Origin of the sequence: Nitrobacter winogradskyi Nb-255 (assembly GCF_000012725.1) — a bacterium.
Classification (GTDB): Bacteria; Pseudomonadota; Alphaproteobacteria; order Rhizobiales; family Xanthobacteraceae; genus Nitrobacter; species Nitrobacter winogradskyi.
In genome coordinates, this window is sequence record NC_007406.1 from 1,172,940 (window position 1) to 1,196,257 (window position 23,318).

Sequence of the window (23,318 nt, forward strand, 5' to 3'; positions counted from 1 at the left end):
GATCGTGTTCGACCGGCGCTTCCCCGTATCCCAATGACTTTCCGCCTCTGACGATCTGGACGACGTATGAACCTCCGCCGAAAATTCACGCTCCGAAACGCCCTGATTGCGCTGCATGACCTGGTGGCGGTCGTGGCCGCTCTGTTTGTGAGCTGCTATTTCCGTTTTGAGTATTCCGCCTTTACCGCTCGTCTGCCGTTGCTGATCGAGGTGCTGCCCTACTTTCTGGCCGTCGCCGCGATTGTTTTGTATGTTTTCCATCTGACCACGGCAAAATGGCGATTTTTTTCGCTTCTGGATGCCCTCAATATCGTCAAGGCCTCGACGCTTCTTGCGCTTGTCATTCTGGTCTTCGACTATGTCGTCATCGCGCCGGAGTTTTACGGTGCGTTCTTCCTCGGAAAAAAGACGATCATCCTCTACTGGCTGTTGCAGATTCTTCTTCTGGCGGCCACGCGCTCCACCTATCGATACTTCCGCTACAGGCGGACTCTGGTTCACGTAAAGGCCGATGACGCGACGCCTGCGATCGTGGTCGGCCGCGCCGCGGATGCCGAGATACTTTTCCGCTCGGTCGAGAGCGGAGCGGTGAAGCAGTTGCGTCCGGTCGGCCTGCTGTCGCCGTCGCCGGCCGATATCGGCCAGACGATACGCGGCGTTTCAGTCTTGGGCGGAGTGGACGAACTCGAGGAGGTGATAGCTGATATCGCGGAGCGGCAGGAGCCGATCAAGCGCATCATCATGACGCCTTCAGCGTTCGAACCGGATGCCCGGCCCGAAGCGATTCTCGCCCACGGCCGCAGACTTGGACTCAAGGTAAGCCGGTTGCCCTCGCTCGGGGAGGGAGGGGAGATTCCGCGCCTCACGCCGGTCGCCGTTGAAGACCTTCTGCTGCGCCCAAGCCGCACTATCGACTATGAGCGGCTCGAAGGATTGATCAAGAACAAGTCGGTTGTCGTGACCGGCGGCGGCGGATCGATCGGATCCGAAATCTGCAAACGCGTCGTGACGTTCGGCGCGAGCCGCCTGCTGATCGTCGAGAATTCCGAACCGGCGCTCTACGCGATCGTGGAGGAACTCGCCGCCTCCAGCCGGGCCGCCGTGGTGGAAGGTCGTGTTGCCGACATTCGCGATCGCGAGCGGCTGATGCGTTTGATGAACGAATTCAAGCCTGATATCGTGTTTCATGCGGCTGCGCTCAAGCATGTTCCCATTCTCGAACGGGACTGGGACGAGGGCGTCAAGACCAACATTTTCGGTTCAGTCAACGTCGCCGATGCAGCGCTGGCATCGGGCGCCGAGTCCATGGTGATGATCTCCACCGACAAGGCGATCGAACCGGTGTCGATGCTCGGGCTGACCAAACGTTTCGCGGAGATGTATTGTCAGGCGCTGGATCGCGATCTGGCGGTGCGGGCGGCCGGCAAGGTTCCGATGCGGCTGATTTCGGTTCGTTTCGGCAACGTGCTGGCGTCGAACGGGTCGGTGGTGCCGAAGTTCAAGGCGCAGATCGAGGCGGGCGGTCCGGTGACCGTCACGCATCCGGACATGGTTCGCTACTTCATGACGATCCGCGAAGCCTGCGATCTCGTCATTACCGCGGCGAGCCATGCGGCGATGCCGGAAAGACATGACGTATCCGTGTATGTCCTGAACATGGGCCAGCCGGTGAAGATCATCGATCTTGCCGAACGCATGATCAGCCTGTCCGGCTTGCAGCCTCACCGCGACATCGAGATTGTCTTTACCGGGGTTCGGCCCGGCGAACGAATGAACGAAATCTTGTTCGCCAGCGAGGAGCCGACGATCGAGATCGGCTTACCGGGGATCCTGGCGGCAAAGCCGAACGAGCCGCCGATGGAGACGATCCGTGAGTGGATCGCGGTGCTCAAGGAAGCCGTCGCGAGCGACAACAAGCTGGCGATCCGCTCGATCCTGAAAGACGCCGTGCCGGAGTTCGGCGGGCAGCCCGCGCAAACATCGCCTCTTGCGCCCGATATGCCGCGATGAATCGCGGCGTCATTCGGTGCTCTCGACTGCGATCGATCCTTTCCGGCTCCTTTCGGCGCTGAAAATCCAGACGAGTCCCCCGAGCGCGCCGACGACCAGAAAAACCGCGCCGTATAACAGGGAGACATTGACGCCCTCGCCGGTCGCAAGCCCGGCATATCCGAACGTCAGGGCCATGGACGCCTCGCGCACGCCCCATCCGGCGATCGAGATCGGCAGCATCGTGATCAGCATGACCGGTGGCACAAGCAGGAAAATCTCGCTGAAAAGGACGGGCGCGGCGATCGCCTTCACCACGCACCATGCGATCACCACGGCGAGAAAATGGATGAGCAGCGACAGAAACGTAATTTTCGGCCAGCGTTCTCGGTTGAAGATGGCGCGGTTGGTGATGACCGAGCAGGTGCGAAGATGGTGAACGGCGCGGATACGTCCGAGCCAGCGCCAGTGCAACCTGCCGAGGAGCAGGAAGCCGCCCGCGGCCGCGAGCGCAACAAGATCGACGAACAGCAGCGCCAGCCGGCCTTGGGGGTCGTTGATCAAGCGTAAACTCCAGGGCAGGCTCGCGGCGATCAGCAGGCCGAGCGCGACCAGGCCGATCGCGCGGTCGACGAAGACCGAATAGGCCGCCGCCCGCCAACCGGCCGGGCCACGTCCGACCAGCCAGAGCCGCATGGCGTCGCCGCCGATCGACGAAGGCAGGGTCTGGTTGAAGAACGAGCCGATCATGCAATAGCGCACCGCCTGCGCGACCGAGAGGCTGGCGCCGCAGTCGGCGCTGATCTCCCGCCACCGCAGGGCGCTGGCGAACACCTGCGACAGCGTGGCGGCAATGGCGAGCGCAATCCAGACGGCGCTGGTGAAGCCAAGGCGAGAGAGCAGGTCGGAAATGTCGACCTTGCGGAGCGCAAGGTAAAGCAAGGCAGCCGAAATCAGTATTTTTGCCGTTGAAAGCAGAATCTGGCGCATTGCGCTCGTCTGTGCCGCGGTTAAGTTGGCCATCGGGCTCTTCGGGACAATGGAGCTCCCATCTTGGTATGGTTTTGGGTTGCCTCTGGCAACAGTGGCGCGCGGCAGGGTATTGCGGTCCCGCGATACCGTCGATAACGAGGCTCTCGGATTTTGATTTGACGCGTTTTCTTCACGCGGCCGGTACCCACTTCGGTCGAAAACGCTATAACCTCGCGGGCCGCGCCTCACCTTTCCCGAGCGGTCACATCTCTTGAGGAACGAAATTCTTGAGGAACGAAATGCCGGATCATCCGATATTGGTTACCGGCGCGGCGGGCTTCATCGGGTTTCACGTCGCCGCCCGGCTCCTGAAACAGGGGCATCGGGTTGTCGGCATTGACAGTCTCAACGATTATTATGATCCCGCGCTCAAGGAGTGCCGGCTTGAGATCCTGCGCGGGGATTCGCGCTTCCGTTTCGTCAAGTCCGACCTGGCCGATCGCGAGGCGACGGCCGCCTTGTTCGCCGAACATCATCTTTCGGTCGTGCTCCATCTCGCCGCGCAGGCGGGGGTGCGATATTCGTTGCGGAATCCCCACGCCTACGTCGATTCCAACCTCACGGCGTTTGCAAACGTTCTCGAAGGCTGTCGGCACGCCTCCTGTCCGCACCTGCTCTTTGCGTCATCGTCCTCCGTCTACGGTGCGAACACAAAGCTTCCCTTTTCCGTTCATGACAATGTCGATCACCCGATCAGCCTCTATGCGGCGACGAAGAAGTCGAACGAATTGATGGCGCACGCCTACAGTCACCTCTACCGCGTTCCGACGACGGGATTGCGTTTTTTCACGGTCTATGGCCCCTGGTATCGTCCCGACATGGCGCTCTACAAGTTCGCCGATGCGATCGTGGGGGGGCAGCCGATCAAGCTGTTCAACCATGGCAACATGCAGCGGGATTTCACGTTCGTCGATGACGTGGTGGAAGCCGTTGTCCGCCTGATCGATCGCGCTCCACAGCCTCATGCAAGCTGGTCGGGCGATGCCTCGGATGCGGGGACCAGTTCGGCGCCATGGCGAATCTACAATATCGGCAACAACAAGCCGGCGGAGTTGATGGGCGTCGTCGCTCTTCTGGAGAAGGCGCTCGGACGATCCGCGCAAAAGGAATTGCTGCCGATGCAACCCGGCGACGTACAGGCGACGTTTGCGGACATCGATGACCTCGCCCGTGACGTCGGTTTCCGTCCCTCGACCTCGCTGGAAGATGGTATCCATCGTTTTGCCGACTGGTATTGTCGGTATCATCGGGTCAGTTGATGCGGCTGTCGGGGTTTTCATGATCCGATCGGGTGCTTTCGTCGGAAAGCTTGTGGTGTCCTTTGATCCAGGGTTCGCCTTTGATCCTGGGTTCGCATGGAAATGGCTGGATTAAGGGTCTGCGAACGTCGGAACCGGGATGGACAAATCAGCATGTGGAGATGGTGTTGTGAGTGAGCGTATCGTCCCGCTCATCATGTGCGGCGGCGCGGGGACCCGGCTGTGGCCAGCCTCGCGGGAGGGGCGTCCGAAGCAGTTTCTGCCGCTGTTCGGGCCGCGTTCGACGTTTCAGGATACGCTGAGGCGGGTTTCCGACCCCGTGCTGTTCGAACGGCCGATCGTGGTCACCAACGCCGCCTACCGGTTCATGGTTCTTGAGCAGCTTGCCGAGATCGGGCTCGAAGCGGACATCCTGCTGGAGCCGGCGCGCCGCGATTCTGGGCCGGCGATCGCCGCGGGAGCCGCCTTCGCGCAGATGCGCGACAGCGAGGCGGTCGTACTCGCGCTTGCGGCGGACCACGTTGTTCGCGACACCCAAGCGTTCGTCTCCGCCTGCCGCCAGGGTCTGGCTGCCGCCAATGGCGGCCGCATCGTGACCTTCGGCGTCCGGCCGCAGCGTCCGGCGACCGAATACGGTTATATCAACCCTGGTCCGGCGATTGCGGGTGAGGTGCGGGAGGTGACGACGTTTGTGGAAAAGCCCGATCCACAGACCGCCGCCGGCTACCTCGATGCGGGGTATCTCTGGAACAGCGGCAACTTCATGTTCCGTGCGGCGGTTCTGCTGGATGAATATCGCAACGTCGATCCGGACAGCGTCTCTGCTGCGACCGACGCGGTATCCCGTGCCGGCCGGGATCTGGGTTTCGTCATTCTTGATCCGGAGGCTTTCTCAAGGGCGCGGGCGATTTCGATCGATTACGCCGTCATGGAAAAGACCACTCGCGCCGCCGTGGTGCCGGTCGATTGCGGCTGGTCGGACGTCGGATCGTGGCATGCGGTTTGGGAGTTGTCGGACAAGGACGGGCAGGGCAATGCGGCGCAGGGGATCGCCGTGTTCGAGGATTCCCGCAACTGCAATGTCGCGACCGATAAGGCGCTGGTCGCGCTGGAAGGTGTCGACGATCTCGTCGTGGTCGCCACGCAGGATGCCGTGCTGGTGTCGCGCCAGAAGGACGCCAACGGGTTGAAACGCCTGGTTACGAAATTGAAGAGCCTGGCTCCACAGGTCACGGACGAACATCTGCGGGTCCACAGGCCCTGGGGCGCTTACCAGTCGATCGACAGGGGCGAGCGGCATCAGGTCAAGCGCATCACCGTGAAGGCCGGCGACCGGCTGTCGCTGCAAAAACATCACCATCGCTCGGAGCACTGGATCGTGGTGCGCGGCACGGCGAGGGTGACGGTCGATGATCTCGTCAAGATCGTGCACGAGAACGAATCGATCTATATCCCGATCGGAGCCGTCCACCGGTTGGAGAATCCGGGCAAGATTCCCTTGGAACTGATCGAAGTGCAGACCGGAAGTTACCTCGGCGACGACGATATCGTGCGGATCGAGGATGATTATCGGCGAAACTGAGCTACGGCCCGGGAGCCGAATCGGCTAATCTGTGGATACATTTTCCAGGCTATGTCCGGTCATCCAATCATCGTTCTACCGGTCAGAGTATCGTGTAATTCTTTGAATCAAAACGTGTTGGGATTGTTGCTCCTCTAATCGCCTCTGTCGTTATGGCGTGCTAGAGAGAGCGTGCGGTCGGGTTCGGGGGTGCTCAGGCTGTGGATTTTTGGGGTACCTGATGAGTTCGAAGGCGTCTGCACTGAAAACTGCTGCACTAAAGCCATCTGCATTGAAAACTGCAGCGTCCGAACGTGTGTTGCGCGTCGGCGTGATCGGCGCAGGCGTCATGGGTAGCAATCACGGCCGGGTGCTGGCCGGTCTTCCGGGCGTCAGGCTCATCGGCATCGTTGACCCCCTGCCGGGGCACCGGGCCCGCGCGGCCGAGATGATCGGGTGCCGAACTTTCGGAACGTTCGATGAACTGCTCGACGCGGGCGTCGACGCCGTGACCATCGCCGCGCCGACGCATCTTCATTGCGAACTCGCGCTGGCCTGTATCGCGCGCGGCGTTCATGTCCTGGTCGAGAAGCCGATCGCCTCGACGGTCGATGAGGGATACCAGATCGTCACGGCGGCGCGCCGGGCGGGCTTGACCCTGATGGTCGGCCATGTCGAGCGTTTCAACCCGGCGGTCGCCGCCATCAAGCAGGCGATCAGGGGTGAAGACATTCTCTCGATCGCGATCACGCGCGTCGGGCCGTTTCCGCCGCGCATGTCGAATGTCGGCGTCGTGATCGACCTCGCCGTGCATGACATCGACCTGATCCGCTGGTTCACCGAATCCGAGATCATCGACGTTCAGCCCCAGCTTTCCTGCGCGGTCGCCGAGCGGGAGGATATCGCGCTGCTTCAGTTCCGGACCGCATCCGGCGTTCTCGCGCACATCAATACGAACTGGCTGACGCCCTTCAAGGCCCGCAACGTCACGGTCGCAACCCGCGGCAAATATGTGATGGGCGATCTGCTGACCCGGCAGGTCACGGAATGTTTCGGTTTCCAGCCGGATGGCAGCTACTCCATGCGGCATCTTCCAGTCGGTCACGATGAACCGCTGCGGGCCGAACTGATCGCGTTCGTGGATGCGGTGCGCTCGGGCAAGGCCCCGGCCGTGGGCGGCGCGGAAGGCGTCGCCAGCCTCGAGATCGCGATCAAGTGCCTCCAGGATGAGCCTCCCGTCGCTCCGCCGGTGGAGACGGCGCGCCGCGCCGCCGGTTGATCATCCGGAGGACAGATGCAGCAACACATGCCTTCACCGGCGATTTCATTCATCGACATCGCCGAACAGCGCCGTCGTCTCGGCAAAAAAATTGACGACGCCATAGCGGGTGTGCTGACGCATTGTCAGTTCATCAACGGTCCGGAGGTCGCGCGTCTGGAGGCCGATCTTGCGGCCTTCAGCGGCGCGAAGCATGTGGTGGCCTGCGCGAGCGGCACCGATGCGCTGCTGATGGTGTTGCTGGCGAAGAAAGTCGGCCCCGGCGATGCGGTGATCTGTCCGACATTTACGTTCTGCGCGACCGGCGAGGTCGTGGCGCTGCTCGGGGCGACACCCGTGTTCGTCGATGTCGATGAGACAACCTTCAATATCGATATCGCTTCGCTCAAGAACGGCATCGCCGTCGCGAGAAGCCAGGGTCTCAGACCCCGGGCCATTATTCCGGTCGATCTGTTCGGCCAGCCCGCGGATCATGATGCGGTCGCGGCGGTCGCCGCGGCCGAGGGGCTGTTTGTTCTGGACGACGCCGCGCAGGGTTTTGGCGCGAGCTACAAAGGGCAGCGGCTGGGCAGGTTCGGGCTTGCGACCGCGACCAGTTTCTTCCCCGCCAAGCCGCTGGGCTGCTACGGCGACGGCGGCGCGATCTTCACCGACGATACTGATTTGGCCGAAACGTTGCGCAGCGTTCGCGTGCATGGTCAGGGGGCCGACAAGTACGATAACGTGCGGCTGGGTCTCACGGGCCGCATCGATACCATGCAGGCGGCGGTCCTGATCGAAAAGCTCAAGATATTTCCTGAGGAGATCGCAGCGCGGGATGCGGTTGCCAGGCGCTACAATGAAGGGCTCGGGCAGGTTGCGATCGTTCCTCGCGTGGCGCCGGATCGCACCTCGGTATGGGCGCAGTATACGATCCGGGCGCCGAACGGGCGACGCGACGCGCTGGCGTCGGCGCTGAAGGCGCAGGGCATTCCGACCGCGATCTATTATTTGAGGTCGCTGCATCAACAGACCGCTTACCGGAGTTTCCCGGTCGCAGGCGGGGGTCTTGCAGTCAGCGAAAGGCTTTCGACCGAAGTGATCAGCCTGCCGATGCACCCCTATCTCGATGAATCAACTCAAGGCCGGATCATCGAGGCCGTGCGCGCCGCGCTTGCGAGCTGATTTCGGCATTTTGCGCGGCAGGGCTATCCTGTAGAAACGCCGGATGCTTGGGCGCATTTTCACCGTCGGCGGATATACGTTGCTCTCGCGGCTCACGGGGTTTGCGCGCGACATCATGCTCGCGGCGATTCTTGGCGCGGGGCCGGTCGCGGATGCTTTCTTCGTGGCGCTGCGATTGCCCAATCATTTCCGGGCGATTTTCGCAGAAGGCGCTTTCAACGCCGCGTTCGTGCCCGCTTACGCGCATGTCTCCGGCGGTGGCCCGGCTTCAGCGAAACTGTTCGCCAGCCGCATCTTCACGCTGCTGTTGCTGTCGCAGATGGTCCTGCTGGCGATCGCCTGGCTGTTCATGCCGCAGGTCATAGCGCTGCTCGCGCCCGGTTTCGTTGATGACCCGGCTCGCGGCGAACTCGCCGTTTCGCTGACGCGGATCACCTTTCCCTATCTGCTGCTGATCACGCTGGTGACGCTGTATGGCGGGATGCTGAACGTCATGCACCGCTTCGCCAGTGCTGCGGCCGCTCCGATCCTGCTCAACCTGTCGATGATGATGGCCTTGGCGCTGGCGGCCTTCTTTCCGAGCGCCGGGCACGCGGCGGCCTGGGGTGTGCTGCTCTCCGGGGTCCTGCAATATTTTCTGCTGGCGGCCGACGCCGCGCGTCACGGCCTGATGCCCCGGCTGACGCGTCCGACGCTCGACGCCGACGTGCGCGGTTTCTTTCGCGCGCTCGGGCCCGCGACCGTCGGCTCCATGGGAACGCAACTGGCGATGTTCGCCGATACCATCATCGCCACCTTTCTCCCGGTCGGCGCCTTGTCGGCGCTGTATTATGCCGACCGGTTGAATCAACTGCCGGTCGGGGTGATCGGCATCGCCATCGGCACCGTGCTGCTGCCGGAAATGTCGCGGCGGATCACGGGCGGCGATCTTGCGGGCGCGATGGCGTCGCAGCGCCGGGCGTTCGAATTCTCGCTGCTGTTCTCGATCCCGTTCATTGCGGCGTTTCTCACCGTGCCTGATGTCATCATGCGGGCGATGTTCGCGCGCGGCGCTTTTTCCGCGGCGGATGCGGCGGCCGCCGGCGCGACGCTCGCCGCCTACGCCGTCGGTCTCATCCCCTTCGTTCTGATCCGGAGCGCGGTGGCTGCGTTCTACGCGCGCAAGAATACCGCGACGCCGGTGAAGGCCTCGCTTGCCGGGCTCGGGGTCAATCTCGTGCTCAAGGTGGCTCTGATGGGCTCGCTGGCGCAGGTCGGCCTGGCGCTCGCCACGGCGGCGGGCGCCTGGATCAACCTGCTGCTCGTGCTCGGTTTTGCGGCACGGGCGGGTTACATCGAGATCCGCCGCCCGCTGCTGATCTCGCTCGGCAGGTTCCTGATCGCGGGCGCGCTGCTCGCAGCGGCGCTGTGGTTGACGGCGCACTTCGCCTCCGGGCAATTTGCGCATTGGAGCGTGATGCGCGACGAAGCGGCGCTCGGGGTGCTGATCGTGGTCGGAGCCATCGTTTACGCCGGTACGATCCTGCTGCTGTTCGGCCCGCGCTGGCTGAAATCGCTGGTGCGGGGCTAGCGACCGTTTCAGCGAGCCGCGCGAACATTGCGCTCGGTGCTGTTCCGCTGCACTATTGCGGTGATCCGGGACGATAGCTTGGAGTTCCCATGGCTTTCATAAAACGGCTCCCGTAAAAATGGCTCCCGTCAAGTTCGGCATAGGCCAGAGCGTCCGGCGCAAGGAAGACGACGCCTTCATTCGCGGCAAGGGGCGCTATACCGACGATCACGCGCCGCCCGATGCGCTACATGCGCTGATGCTGCGCTCACCCCATGCTCATGCGGCGTACAGGATCGATGTGTCGCGCGCCTGTCGCTTGCCGGGGGTTGCCCTGATCCTCACCGCGACAGATGTCGCCGATCTCGGGGGCCTGCCCTGTCAGGTCGAGTTGCCGGACCAGCCTTTCATTGCGCCGCCATATCCTATCCTGCCGAAGGATGAAGTGCGGCATGTCGGGGACGCCATCGCTTTTGTGGTGGCCGATACGGTCGAGCGCGCGCGCGACGCGCTGGAGGCGATCGAGGTCGAGTGGACGCCGCTGGCCTCCGTCGTCGGCGTTGCCGATGCCGTGAGGGATGGCGCGCCTCAGGTGTGGCCCGATCACGCCGGCAACGTTTTGTTCGACGTTTCGCTCGGCGACAGGAAGGCGGCCGATGCCGCTTTCGCCGCGGCGGATGCCGTGGCCGAGATTTCGATCGTCAACCCGCGCGTCGTCACCAACTATATGGAGACGCGCGCCGCGGTCTGCGTGTACGACGCGAGGCGAGACCATCTGACCTTGACGGTCGGCAGCCAGGGCAGCCATCGCCTGCGTGAGATTCTCTGCGAGAACGTGCTGGGGATACCGCTGGAAAAGATGCGCGTGATCTGTCCCGATGTCGGCGGCGGATTCGGCACCAAGCTGTTTCCCTATCGCGAATATGCGCTGATCGCGGTCGCCGCGAAGAAACTTCACACGGCGATCAGATGGACGGCGGAGAGGTCGGACCATTTCGTCGGCGACTCGCAGGGGCGCGACAACGTCACCACCGCGCGCATGGCGCTGGCCGGCGACGGCAGGTTCCTCGGCATGGATGTCGATCTGATGGGAGATATGGGCGCCTATCTATCGACCTTCGGTCCCGACATTCCCTATAGCGGGGCCGGGATGCTACCGGGCCTCTACGATATCCAGGCATTTCATTGCCGTGTCCGCGCGGTGTTCACCAACACCGTGCCGGTCGATGCCTATCGCGGCGCAGGCCGGCCCGAGGCGGCCTATGTCGTGGAGCGGCTGGTCGATGCCGCGGCACGCAAGATCGGCATGACGCCGGATGCGATCCGGCGCAAAAACTTCATTCCGCCGGAGGCGATGCCGTACAGGACCGCGACGGGCAAGATCTATGACTCCGGCGATTTCGCGGCCCACATGGCGCGCGCGATGGAGATCGCGAAATGGCGGGAGTTTGCCGGCCGGGCCGAGGCTGCAAAAGAGCGGGGCCTTGTTCGTGGCATCGGTTTGGCCACCTATGTCGAGGTCTGCGGCACCATGGGGCGCGAGCGGGCGGATGTGCGGCTTGACGCCAACGGCGACGTTACGGTGCTGATCGGCACGCAATCAACCGGGCAGGGCCATGCCACCGCCTATGCGCAGATTATCGCCGATCAGTTCGGGATACCTCCCGAGCGGGTTCACATGAAGCAGGGCGATACCGATGTGGTCACCACCGGACTCGGTACCGGCGGATCGAGTTCGATTCCCTCCGGCGGCGTCAGCGTCGAGCGGGCAACCCGCAAGCTCGGCGTCAGACTTCGGGAGATCGCGTCCGAGGCGCTCGAAACCAGCGCCGCCGACCTTGAGATCAGCGACGGTTCGATCCGTATCGCCGGCACGGACCGCTTCGTTTCCTTCGCCGACCTCGCGAAGCGCGCTGATCTGTCGAAGCTGACCGCCGACGAGAGTTTCAGCAGCGCCGACGGCACTTATCCCAACGGCACCCATGTCGTGGAAGTCGAGATCGATCCGGCGACTGGAAAGATCGAGTTGGTGAATTACGTGGTGGTCGACGATTTCGGCGTGACGTTGAATCCATTGCTTCTGGCGGGGCAGGTCCATGGCGGCGCCATGCAGGGCATCGGCCAGGCGCTTATGGAGCAGACGGTCTATGATGCGGATGGGCAGCTTGTCACCGGAACGTTGATGGATTATGCGGTGCCGCGCGCGGCCGACGGGGTCTCGATCACATTCGAGACCCGCAACGTTCCCTGCGCCACCAATCCTCTCGGGATCAAGGGAGCAGGCGAGGCGGGCGCCATCGGTTCCTGCCCGGCGGTGGTCAATGCCATCATCGATGGTTTGTGGCGGGAGTACGGAATCGACCACATCGACATGCCTGCGACTCCGGAACGGGTCTGGACGGCGATCCGGGACGCTCAGCGACGCTTGTGAAGTAATAGGGCCGGAAAGCCTACTTCGTGACCTGCCCGCGGATTTCGCCGCCGGGATGGTCCGCGGTATGGACGTTGACATAATACCTGCCGGCCAGCAGGTCAGCGGCTTGGGCGTCGGTCAGCGTGGCGCTGCCTTCCGACGGGCTGGACGTCGCTTCGGGGATCGTAACTACAATGCCCGCATTCTGGCCGACGTCCGCCGGCCCATGGAAATGTGCGGCCGTTACCGGACCGGTCAGACCGGAATAGGTCAGCTTCCAGGCCAGCTTTTTGGACGCGGCATCATAGTGAGCGTCAAGCGTCCCGCTGCCTTTGCTGGTGTTGGGGGGCACTTCGGATGCGCCGTTCAGCATGGCTTTCAGCTTTTCGGCGGACGCCTGACCCGCGATTGTGACAGCGACGGCGAGGGTGAGGACGGCGAGAAGACCCGTGTTGGCTTGCATCGTTTTCTCCCGAGCGGATTTCAGGTGATGCAGGTTCCAACGAGAATTGCTGCCGCTTGTTCCTCGTCGGGAGCAGTTACTTCGCCCCGAACGCCTTGAAGGTGATGATGGTGTGGGTGTCCTGAATGCCGGGAATGACCTGCACCTTTTCGTTGATGAAGTGCCCGATGTCGGTGGCGTTATCGACATAGAACTTCGCCAGCAGGTCGTAGTCCCCGGCGGTGGAATAAATTTCCGAGGCGATCTCGGCTTCGGCAAGCGCGTTGGCGACAGCGTAGGATTGGCCGAGCTTGCACTTGAACTGAACGAAGAAGGGGACCATCGCGTATCTCCGAAAAGACGACGCGCCAATATAGCGTCCTCGAGCGGGGTGGATACATAAAGCTAGAGCATCGGACCCGAAAGTGGGAACCGGTTTCGGGATAAATCCGATGCTCAATCAATTAACTGGAGCGGCGGCGCTGATTCCATTTGACAGGCGGCCGCTCTAGGTCCTTCACCGTTTCCATGAAGCGGTGAAAGACTTTAGGATCATTATGCTGGCGTGATCCGACGCCGTTACGCGAGACGATGATGACAGTCCCTGTTGCCTTGACCATCGCCGGCTCCGATTCCAGCGGCGGCGCGGGAATCCAGGCCGACCTCAAGACATTCGCCGCGCTTGGTGTTTATGGAGCGTCCGTCATTACGGCGCTGACCGCGCAGAACACGCAAGGCGTCGCCGCCATCCATCACGTTCCGGCGCATTTCGTAACCGCGCAGATCGACGCGGTCTTCGGCGATCTCGATGTCGGAGCGCTCAAGATCGGGATGGTCGCCCAGGTCGCCGTGATCGATGCCATCGCAGCCGGCCTGTCGCGCTGGGCACCCGCTCATGTCGTGCTTGATCCGGTGATGGTCGCGACCTCGGGAGCGCATCTGCTGGAGTCCGATGCGATCGAGGCATTGCGCAGCATGCTTGTTCCGCGAGCGCAACTGTTGACGCCAAATCTTCCGGAGGCCGCAGTTCTGCTCGATGAACCCGTTGCCGGGGGAGAGACTGACATCGTGCGGCAGGGCCAGCGGCTGCTGGAACTCGGTTGTGCCGCGGTCTTGATCAAGGGCGGGCACATGCACGGCCCCGAGAGCATCGATTATCTTGTCACCCGCCAGGGAGCGATGACGTTCGCCGCCCCGCGTGCCGTCACCAGAAATACCCACGGCACCGGCTGTTCGCTGTCGTCAGCCATCGCCGCAGGTCTGGCCAAAGGCGACGGCATGGAAACCGCCGTGCGCGGAGCGAAGGCTTACGTCACGGCGGCGATCGCGGCCGGGGACCGGCTGAACATCGGTCGCGGCCACGGACCGATCCATCATTTTCACCAGTTCGAGCATTTTCGCTTCTGATCGACCAGGAAGCGGAACTCCCGCGAAGAGGTCACTCATCTCCGGGTTAAGCCCGAGGACGTGCTTCGATCGAAACGCAGTAGCCGACCGGCGCAGCCATCCGGGCTGGCGCCTGTCATTGCCTTGTCATGGCGTCGTGTTACCCCATGCTCATGGGGAGCTATGCGATGGATGATGTCAAGCCGGATCGCCGGTTCCGGACTCTGTTCATCTCCGATGTTCATCTCGGCGCCAGCGGTTCTCAGGCTGATCAGCTTCTGGATTTTCTCAAGTATCACGATGCCGCCACGATCTATCTGGTCGGCGACATCGTCGATGGCTGGGCGCTGAAGTCGAGTTGGCACTGGCCGCAATCGCACAACGACTTCGTCCAGAAGATGCTGCGCAAGGCGCGCAAGGGCGCGACCATCACCTACGTGCCCGGGAATCATGATGAGTTCCTGAGGTCCTACTACGGAACGCATTTCGGCGGCATCGAGGTCGTCGAGAACGCGATCCACACCGGCGTTGACGGGCGGCGCTATCTCGTCATCCATGGCGATATCTTCGATCTGGTGGTTCAGAACGCGCGGTGGCTCGCCCTTCTCGGCGACAAGGCCTATGATTTCGCCATCCGTGTCAATCGCCTGGTCAACGCGTTCCGCCGCTCATTCGGATTCCCATACTGGTCGCTTTCGAAATGGGCGAAGTTCAAGGTGAAGAACGCGGTGAATTACATCGGCGCGTTCGAGCAGACGCTCGCCAGCGAGGCGGGGCGTCACGGCGCCGACGGCGTGATCTGCGGCCATATCCATCACGCCACGATTCGCAGCGAGCACGGCATCCGCTATATGAACTGCGGTGACTGGGTGGAGAGTTGCACCGCGCTTGCCGAACATGAGGACGGTCGGTTTGAGATCATCACATGGGCCGATCCGTTGCCCCGTTCGTCGCCTGTTTTGCCCGTAAGCGCGCGGGCGGCGTAGATTTTCATACGGACCGCCCGATGCCTGGCGTCCGCACGCCACCGAGCGCGGGCTGCCGGCCATGACCGGCGCTATAGCCAAGCGGCGATTTTCCGGGCTCGCGTTTCGTGACCCGCCTTCGCAATCTGTTATGGAAAGACGGAAGCTCACGAAAAGAACGCGATCTTTTCCGCCTGGGTCATGCGCTTGAACGGAGCCATCGGATCGGAACGCGGCGTGGGACTTGAAACAACTCCGCTCGCCAGCAGCGAGGCGCCAAGTGAAGCTGGTGCGGGGTTCACGGAGTTCGCCTCGGGCTCCGGTTCGCGATCAGGATGCTCGCTCAAGTTGTCCGCGATCGGTTCGGGGTCCGGCACCAGATCTGGAGTTTCCGGTCTTTCAATACTGGCAAGGCCCGTACTGACAAGGCCCGTCTCGGGTTCTTCGAGATCGGGCGCTCCCATTTCAAGCGCGATCATGTCGAGCACGGCATCGTCGTGCGCCGTATCCTGTTCACTGAGCCCGGCGGCGTGTGCGTCTTCGCCATGGTTTGTCGTCATCGATTCGCCGGTGGCATCGACCGGCGCGTCGCGTGCAATCGCCGCCTTCTCTGGTTCGCTGGCGATAACTTCCGCTACTGCCTGCGCGTGAGACGCTGCTTCTTCGGGTAAGGCGACGATCTCATTGATCGTCTCCGGTGGCGCGGCGTCGGATCGGGACGGGGGGGCCGTCGGGGCGGGACAGTTCCACAATTCATCGAGCGTGGTCTCGATCACGCTGAACGCCGAATGCAGCGCCGCCATATCGTCTCTGGCGGCAAGCTGCGAATGAGCCTTCTCGATTGCGTCGGCCTGCGAATCGAGAATATCGCAAATCCGGCTGTCTCCGCCGATCTCGCGCCAACGCCACGAGATTTCGCGAATGATGCGCACGCCGTTGTGGATCGGGACGAGTGCATCGTTCATCACCCGTTTGTCGAGCGCCGCGGTTGCGGTCGTTCTGGCCTCGATGAGACTTTTCCTGATGGCCGCGAGCGCCTTGGGCAATGCGTCGGCGGGCGCCGCCTGCTGTTGAGTCTCGATCGTTTGCTCGATGCGCGCCACGGCATCGAGCACCATCGCCGTATCGGCGCTGCGGTTGCGCCTGGCGTATTCGGCGAGAAACCACCGGCCTCTCGATGTTTCCATGAAGGCTTCGCGGATGGCGTCGAAGTCCGCCTCGCCGAGCGGCGCGGCGCTGGCGGAAATCGGCGACAGGGCGAAAGCTTCATCGGCCATGGCAAACTCATCGCGTAAATCATTTCGCGTCGCTGTAACGATCACCATGATCCGGCCTGAATCGCAATTGAATTGACGCGGTCCGAATCAGAAATCCCCATTCGCCGTGTCCGGGCGGCGGGCGCTTCGCTGCTTGCCGCTCCCGAGATATTGCCGGCGCCATCCTCTGACGTCCCGTGAGCGTCCGGCGGATCAGCCCCAGAGCGCCGCGTCTGGCGGATAGACCGTGCTGCCATCATAGCGGAGGCCGTCGTCACGATCGCGAGCCAACAGCAGCGGCCCATCGAGGTCGACGAAACGGGCGTGCTGCGCGATCAGCATGGCGGGCGCCATCGATAGCGAAGTCGCGACCATGCAGCCGATCATGATCTCGAAACGCAGCGCTCGGGCCGCGTCGGCCATGGCCAGCGCTTCGGTCAGGCCGCCGGTCTTATCGAGCTTGATGTTGATGGCGTCGTAGCGTTCGCGAAGACTGTCGAGTGATGCACGGTCATGGGCGCTTTCATCGGCGCAGACAGCGATCGGTCTGCGAATGCGCGCCAGCGCTTCGTCGTTGCCTGCGGGAAGGGGTTGTTCGACCAGCGTGACGCCCGCCGCCTCGCAGGCTGCGAGGTTTCGCTCCAGATTATGAGGCGTCCATGATTCGTTGGCGTCGACGATCAACTCTGATTCGCGAGCCTGTTTGCGAACGGCGGCGATGCGCTGGGGGTCGCCGTCGCCGCCGAGTTTGATCTTGAGGAGAGGCCGACGCGATGCTCGCGCGGTCGCCGCCGCCATGGCTTCGGGCGAGCCGAGCGAGATCGTGTAGGCCGTGGAGCGAGGGGAGGGCGCCGGACGATTCAGGAGTGTCCAGATCCGCTGGCCGCCGCATTTGGCCTCCAGATCGCACAGCGCACAGTCCAGGGCGTTGCGCGCCGCGCCAGCAGGCATCGCGGATGCGAGTGATCGACGATCCAGGCCCGCGGCGAGAGGCTTCTGCATCCCGAGGATGGCAGCGAGAACACCCTCCGGCGTTTCACCATAACGGGCATATGGAACGCATTCTCCGCGTCCGGTATGGCCGCTCCGGCTGATTTCGGCGACAACCACGACCGCTTCGGTCTTGGCACCCCGGCTGATCCTGAAACTCCCCGCGATCGGCCATCGTTCGATGCGGCACCGAAGCGTGGTTACGTCGTTCGACAATGTTTCCAAGCTGGCAGGTCCGAATGCACCGCAAGCCGGTCGTGTCGGGGAAAGATAAATCCAACGAGCCGGCGCTGACGTTCCGCATCATGTCAGCAGAGATGCTGTGCGGAATTGATGTTGGACGACGATCCCACACTGGGCGCGGTTGCGCAAGGCGATGGTCTCGCCCGCACGCTCTGCCCTTGGGGCATCCCTTGGCGACATCAACCGTGGGCTCGATCTCGGGATCGCGATCTCATCCGCCTGCTGTCGTCCACAAACGGAGGTGGAGCCTCCGTTTGCTGGGCGAAGCGCAGGCTATGCCAGCCGTCCCGCCGCATGCGCAAGCAGGGTATAGACCAAGCCGGTCTCCGATATCAGATGATCGCGTATCACCGAGGGTTCCCGCTCGTCGCGTGCAACTTCGTCCAGCAGCCGTTCGAATTCGGCGACGTAGCGGTCCGCCGTCTGTTTGAAAGCACGGTCGGTGCGATACTTGCGGGCGACCTCGTCAAACGCCTTCTGACCAGCCGGCGTGTAGAGCCGCTTTGTGAAGGCGTTGCGTTCACCGCGCTGATAGCGGTCCCACATCTCGCCGACAAGCTTGCGGTCCATCAGGCGGCCGATATCGAGCGACAGGGAATCCAGCGGATTCGCAGGCGCAGCAGCAGGCGATGCTTGTCGCCCCCGCGGGACGTCGCGTTCTGCCGTATCGGCGTCGTTCAGCAAATCCGAAAGCCAGCCGTCCCCGTCAGCGACCGGCGGCTTGGCGGTCTGCTCCGTGCGGCGGGCTGGCTGCGCGCCTGGCGCCGGCGTGGGCGCCGTATTGCCGTTGTCGCGCATGCGCGACGCGGAGCGTACTTTCGCCGCGCTCCGGCCAGCGGCGGCCATCACCGGCTCCGCCTCGCGCTGAGAACTGGACCGCCCGCTGCTGACGACGTCGAACCCATGGCCATGACGTGCGACGATCCGGTTCAACTCGGCAAGCGCTTCGATCTGATCGACGATCACCTTGCGCATTTGAGCGGTGCTCTCCGCCGCCTCCTGAGGCATCTCGAGCACGCCCCGGCGAAGCTCGCCGCGCGTCGTCTCCAGTTCCCTGTGCATTTCGGCCGTCATCTGCTTCATGCTCTGCACCAGCGCGGCGAACCTGTCGGCGGATTGCCTGAGCATCGATTCCGCTTCCTGGCCGGCTTTCTTGCAGATCTCGCTCATCGACTCCGACGTCAGGCGGCGTTCGTTCTCGGCCGCCGCCCGGACGGCCTCGAATTGGCTGTTGATCGCAGCCGATCCCGCGCCGGCGGTTTCAGCCACCACCCGCGCGATATCGCGGGCGCGCTCTTCGGCGGCGGCGAGCGATTCATCCAGCAAGCTGGTAAAGCGAGTCAATCGCTGGTCGAAGTCGGTCGTTCGCAGGTCGATCGTTGTCACGAGCGATTCCAGCGCCGACTTGCGCTCCTCGACCGAGGTCGTGGTTTTCTGGTTGCTCTGCTCGACACGCGCTGCGGCTTCGATCAAAGCCTTTCCATGAGTCTCGAACTGGGTTGACAATGAGCCAAGATCATCGAGGGCCTTTGATGTCTTAGTGTTGAACGTCGTCAACTGTTCCTCAAGCGACTGGGTCGCGAGGCCGCTCTGTGAGGTAACCTCTCTCATCGTGGATACGAAGTCGGCGACGCGCGTGACGAGCGTGCGCTCCAGCGAATTGAGATTTTCGTGCGCCCCGGTGAGGACCTCCTGAAGCAGGATGTTGCCTTCGCGCAGCCGCTCAAACAGCGCGACCGTATCCGTGCGCAGTATCTTGCTGGTCTCCTGCATCTCCGTGACGGCGGCGATGGATGCCTGCCTTGACTGATCGATGGCGGAGCGGGATGCCTCCTCGAGATCCTTCAACGATTTGCTGATCGCGCCTGTTGCCAGTTCGCCCGCACTGGTGATGGTGCGGACCACGTTGGAGCCATTGGCGGCGATCGATTGAGAGAAGTTCTCGCCCTTGGCCTCGATCGTCTTGAGGGCGTCGTCGGTGACGCGGCCGATATCGGAGTTGAGCTGGTCGGCCTTGCTTCCGAGAGCTTCGATCAAAGACCCTCGTTTGCTGTCGAGCATCTGTGAAAGACGATCGGTCTGCTGCTGGACGTAATTGACGATTTCGTCCGTTTTGCCGGTGATCGTGGTGCCGAAGCTGCCGCTCGCCGCGAAGATCAAGCGCTCGGCATCGGTCGATACAGACTTGACCTTGATGCTGATTTCGTTCGACGCCGAGACAAGAGAGGTTTGCGCACTCTGTGCGCTCGCCTGAATGATTTCGGTGGTGTTCGCCGCTGCGGCGTGGAGCGTGCGTTCGATGTCCGACGAGATCACCTTCACCTGATTGGCTGAGTCGGCGGAAGCGGCGGTAAGTGTGCTCTGGACCTCCCGTGCGCTGCCGAGAAGCGCGGCCGCGGTCTCTGCGCCCACCGTCGTCAACGTCTGTTCGATATCGCTCGCAAGCGATTTGACCTGGCTTGCGGTATCGGCCGAGGTGCTGGTGAGGGTGGTCTGGGCTTCGCGTGCGCTGTTGAGAATGGCGGCGGCGGTATCGGCGCCCACTGTCGTCAAGGTCTGCTCGATGTCGCTTGCGAGCGATCTGACCTGCCTTGCCGTGTCGGCCGAGGTGGAGGTGAGAGTGCTCTGGGCTTCGCGTGCGCTGTTGAGAATGGCGGCGGCGGTGCCCGCGCTCACTGTCGTCAAGGTCTGCTCGATGTCGCTTGCAAGCGACTTGACCTGATTGACGGCTTCGGTCGAGGTGGTGGTGAGGGTTCCCTGGGCTTCCCGCGCGCTGCTAAGAATGGCTGCGGCGGTATCGGCGCCTACTGCCGTCAATGTCCGCTCGATGTCGCTTCCGAGCGATTTTACCTGACTTGCGGTGTCGGTCGAAGCCTTGACGAGCGTGGTCTGGGCCTCCATCGCGCTCGACAGGACCGTGTCAGCGGTCGACGTTCCGGCCGCGGACAGCATGCGTTCGACGTCGGAGCCGACGGTCGAAAGCGTGCGCTCGATCTCGCTCGCGAGCGATTTGACCTGATTTGCGGCATCCGATGACGCGGAAACCAGCGTGGTGTGCGCCGCGCGCGCGCCGGCGAGAACTGAATCCGCCGTACTGGTACCGGCAGCGGTCAGTGTCTGCTCGATCTCCGCTGACAGGGATTTGACCTGACTTGCGGTCTCTGCGGATGAGTTGATCAGCGTCGTCTGCGCCTCGCGGGCGCTGCTGAGGATGGAGTCGGCCGCCGCTGTTCCGGCGGTGGTCAGCGCGCGCTCGACTTCGGTCGAGGTCAGTTGAAGCTGAGCGCCCACATCGGTCGAAATAGAAAGCAGGGCCTGCTGGGCGGAGCGGGTGCCGGTCTGAATGGTTTCACTGGTATTGACGACCAGATTGGTCAGCGAACGTTCCGCATCCTCGACATGCGACTTGATCCCGAACGACAGCTCCTCGGCGCGCGCGAGCAGGATGTCGCTGGCCTCGCGCCCGCTCGATTCGAAGCGGCCCGCCACGGCTTCGACCCGCGATCCGAGCAGGTCCTCGAACTGCGCGACCCGCGTGTCGATCGCGGTCGCGACGAAGCTCACGCGCTCGTCGAGACCTTGATGGATTTCCTGGAATCGCGCCGTGATCGTATCCGCGAGGTATGCGCTGCGGTCGTCAATAGCGTCGGTCACCCCTGAGATGCGCCCTTCGAGCGCCACGACGGCCTGCGTCGCGCCTTCCGTCAGCGATGTCGTGAGGTGGTTCAGGCGACTCTCGATCGAGCCGATCGCATGAGCGGCGCCATCGGACAGCGACGAGGTGAGGGTGACGAGGCGGCTATCGATCGTCTGCGTAACCGATAGAGCGCGCGTATCGAAGATCTGCTCCAGCGTTTTCAGGCGGCCGTTGACGGATTCGTCGAACGACTTGATCTTGGCGTCGAACGCGGAATCAAGATTGGTGACGCGCGACCGCACCGAGGTTTCGAATCTCGCCAGGTGTTGATCCAGCACCGCGCTGATCTCACCTCCGTTGGAGGTCAGTCGCGTATCGAAGGTATCGACATAGTTCTTCATGCTCTGTGCGATATCTTCGGTGCGCTGGCCGAGACGGTCGACGATCTCCGCGCCGAACGTCTTCACCGTGCGATCAAACTCCGAGATGTGGCGGGTGATCAGGGCGCCCAGCGTGCCGCTGTCGCGCGCGAATTTTTCCGCGAGCTCGGCGCCCTGGTCTTTCACCAGTTGATCGAACGCGTTCATCTGAAGGCTGAGCGTATCGTGCGCGGTTTCGGTCTGGCTGACGACGTTGGCCACCAGGCTGTTGACCGTGACGTCGAGTGCTTCGCTCGCCTTGTCGCCGCACGACAAAATCCGGCTTGCCAGCCGATTTCCCGCATCATCGACCTTGCTGGCAAGGTCGCTGCCGCGAAGCTCCAGTTCCAGCAGCAGGGATTCGCTGGAATTTTTCAGCGCGTCGTGGACCTGTTCGGTACGGTCTGAAATGCTGTCGACGATGGATGCCGATTTCTGCTCGAATTCGCCCGTGATCCGGTCGATCCGTTCGTTGAGCATATCATGGACGCGATCGGCCAGATCCACGAACTCGTCGTGAACGTGACCGGTCTTGAAATTCAGACTGCTGGTCAGGCGTTCGCTGGCGTCGAGAACGGCGCGCGCGGTCTGGGCGCTGGCTTCCTCCAGCCGGTCGAGCAAGTCGCCGCCTCGTTCGCCGAGCGCGAAAATCATGTTGTCGCCGGCATTGCTCAGCGCCGTCGTGATGTGATCGCCGCGCTCTTCCAGCGCCCCGGTGATGCCTTTTGCGACTTCCTCGACGCGCGAGGCGATGGCGTCGCTGATCAGCTCGATGTCTTGCCGGAGGTCGATCTGAACACCCGAGATCGCGTTGCGGACCTGCTCGGCCTGGCCGACGAGGTTGTCCCGCTGATGGGCGATATCCTGGAGCAGGGCGCGAATCCGCACCTCGTTGTCGGAATAGGCGCGTTCCAGCGCGGCGACCTCGTTGGCGACCAGGGCCTCCAACTCGCCGGCGCGGGCGATGGCGCGCTCGACGCCGTCGCCCATCGCGGCGACTTCGCGCCGGATCGCCTGACCGACGGTCACCACCGAATCGCTGGCCAGGCCTTCCGGCTCGGAGAACCGGATCGCCATCTGGGCCATCGACTGCGCGATCATGCGCAATTCCTGGCCGCGCCACGCCATATGGGCCAGGAAGTAGAACAGCAGCACCGGAGCGAAAAACAAGGCGATCAGTCCCGCGAGAGCGAGCGTGCCGCCGCTGCCCTGGCCGAGGGCCGCCTGTAGCGACGGTAAAAAGCTGATCGTCAGAAGACCGGCGCCCAGAATCCAGATGCCGGCGAACAGCGTCGCCATGGTGTAGACGTTGCGGGACGGGCCGCTCTTCTGGAGGGTCTGAAGGATCTGGCCGATCGTTTCGCGGTCGTCATTGGCGGGACGTCGCGAGAAGCGGGATCCCTCAGCGGTTTCAAGGACCGGCCGATCAATCGAGGCATGGGCGCCGGGTCTGTCGTCGACATGGCTGGCGGGCGGGACCGGCGGGGCGCCGTCGTGACGGGCCGCAACCTGATCCAGGTCGACGGCGGCGGACGTTTCGCCGACGCTCAGCGCCTCCTGTATGGCGGAGAGAGCGACTTCCGTTGGATCTTTGACCTTCTTGGGATTGTTCGCCATCTCAGTCCACGCCCTCGTGTTACGCAACCCGCAAGTTTGCGCCGCCGCTGCAAGTCCGGTCGCCGACCCGAGCCCCAAGCTGGTTCCAGGCGCGGCGATCGCCACCGCCCGTTGTCG

The 23,318-nt window shown here is 63.0% G+C and carries 15 protein-coding genes; 9 read left to right on the forward strand and 6 right to left on the reverse strand.

The genetic code is table 11. The annotated features are described in order from the left end of the window. The first annotated feature begins 66 nt into the window (after positions 1-66). Positions 67-2,010: an SDR family NAD(P)-dependent oxidoreductase gene (locus tag NWI_RS05525; protein WP_011314368.1), complete on the forward strand. Its 1,944-nt coding sequence runs from the start codon at positions 67-69 to the stop codon at positions 2,008-2,010. Positions 2,011-2,019: 9 nt separating this feature from the next. Here the strand turns inward: NWI_RS05525 and NWI_RS05530 are convergent, their stop codons facing one another. Continuing rightward, on the reverse strand, positions 2,020-2,979 hold the full coding sequence (locus NWI_RS05530) for a lysylphosphatidylglycerol synthase transmembrane domain-containing protein (protein WP_041344831.1): 960 nt from the start codon (positions 2,977-2,979) through the stop codon (positions 2,020-2,022). 281 nt (positions 2,980-3,260) lie between these two features. On the opposite strand from NWI_RS05530, the gene NWI_RS05535 reads away from it, so the two are divergent. The 6 genes from NWI_RS05535 (at position 3,261) to NWI_RS05560 (ending at position 12,264) form a co-directional block, all read left to right on the forward strand. After that, positions 3,261-4,280 carry an NAD-dependent epimerase gene (locus tag NWI_RS05535; RefSeq protein WP_011314370.1) on the forward strand — a complete coding sequence of 340 codons (1,020 nt, stop codon included), beginning with the start codon at positions 3,261-3,263 and terminating at the stop codon, positions 4,278-4,280. A 139-nt stretch (positions 4,281-4,419) separates the two neighbouring features. Further along, positions 4,420-5,862, forward strand: coding sequence for a mannose-1-phosphate guanylyltransferase/mannose-6-phosphate isomerase (locus NWI_RS05540; protein ID WP_430691780.1), 1,443 nt, complete (start codon positions 4,420-4,422; stop codon positions 5,860-5,862). Between the two features lie 220 nt (positions 5,863-6,082). Continuing rightward, positions 6,083-7,120 carry a Gfo/Idh/MocA family protein gene (locus NWI_RS05545; protein WP_011314372.1) on the forward strand — a complete coding sequence of 346 codons (1,038 nt, stop codon included), beginning with the start codon at positions 6,083-6,085 and terminating at the stop codon, positions 7,118-7,120. Between the two features lie 15 nt (positions 7,121-7,135). Further along, positions 7,136-8,284 (forward strand): DegT/DnrJ/EryC1/StrS family aminotransferase, encoded by a 1,149-nt coding sequence (locus NWI_RS05550; protein ID WP_011314373.1) that lies wholly within the window; start codon positions 7,136-7,138, stop codon positions 8,282-8,284. Between the two features lie 43 nt (positions 8,285-8,327). After that, complete coding sequence (murJ, locus tag NWI_RS05555; RefSeq protein ID WP_011314374.1) at positions 8,328-9,854, forward strand: murein biosynthesis integral membrane protein MurJ; 1,527 nt, start codon at positions 8,328-8,330, stop codon at positions 9,852-9,854. 118 nt (positions 9,855-9,972) lie between these two features. After that, on the forward strand, positions 9,973-12,264 hold the full coding sequence (locus tag NWI_RS05560; protein WP_011314375.1) for a xanthine dehydrogenase family protein molybdopterin-binding subunit: 2,292 nt from the start codon (positions 9,973-9,975) through the stop codon (positions 12,262-12,264). A gap of 19 nt (positions 12,265-12,283) precedes the next feature. Here the strand turns inward: NWI_RS05560 and NWI_RS05565 are convergent, their stop codons facing one another. After that, the gene (locus tag NWI_RS05565; protein WP_011314376.1) at positions 12,284-12,709 is read right to left on the reverse strand and encodes a CHRD domain-containing protein; all 426 of its coding nucleotides are present in this window, start codon (positions 12,707-12,709) and stop codon (positions 12,284-12,286) included. A gap of 76 nt (positions 12,710-12,785) precedes the next feature. Next, a complete protein-coding gene (locus NWI_RS05570; RefSeq protein WP_011314377.1) occupies positions 12,786-13,031 on the reverse strand; it encodes an Lrp/AsnC ligand binding domain-containing protein in 246 nt (81 codons plus the stop codon). A gap of 251 nt (positions 13,032-13,282) precedes the next feature. On the opposite strand from NWI_RS05570, the gene thiD reads away from it, so the two are divergent. Then, positions 13,283-14,095, forward strand: a complete 813-nt coding sequence (thiD, locus tag NWI_RS05575; protein ID WP_041345420.1) for a bifunctional hydroxymethylpyrimidine kinase/phosphomethylpyrimidine kinase — start codon at positions 13,283-13,285, stop codon at positions 14,093-14,095. Positions 14,096-14,247: 152 nt separating this feature from the next. Beyond that, a complete protein-coding gene (locus NWI_RS05580) occupies positions 14,248-15,060 on the forward strand; it encodes a UDP-2,3-diacylglucosamine diphosphatase (protein ID WP_148203919.1) in 813 nt (270 codons plus the stop codon). Positions 15,061-15,206: 146 nt separating this feature from the next. Here NWI_RS05580 and NWI_RS05585 read toward each other — a convergent pair whose 3' ends face one another. From NWI_RS05585 to NWI_RS05595, 3 genes are all read right to left on the reverse strand, one after another. Then, on the reverse strand, positions 15,207-16,316 hold the full coding sequence (locus NWI_RS05585; protein ID WP_148203790.1) for a hypothetical protein: 1,110 nt from the start codon (positions 16,314-16,316) through the stop codon (positions 15,207-15,209). Positions 16,317-16,508: 192 nt separating this feature from the next. Next, on the reverse strand, positions 16,509-17,510 hold the full coding sequence (gene dgcA, locus NWI_RS05590; RefSeq protein ID WP_011314381.1) for an N-acetyl-D-Glu racemase DgcA: 1,002 nt from the start codon (positions 17,508-17,510) through the stop codon (positions 16,509-16,511). A 291-nt stretch (positions 17,511-17,801) separates the two neighbouring features. Beyond that, entirely contained in the window at positions 17,802-23,201 is a 5,400-nt protein-coding gene (locus NWI_RS05595; protein WP_011314382.1) for a hypothetical protein, read from the reverse strand. Positions 23,202-23,318 lie beyond the last annotated feature (117 nt).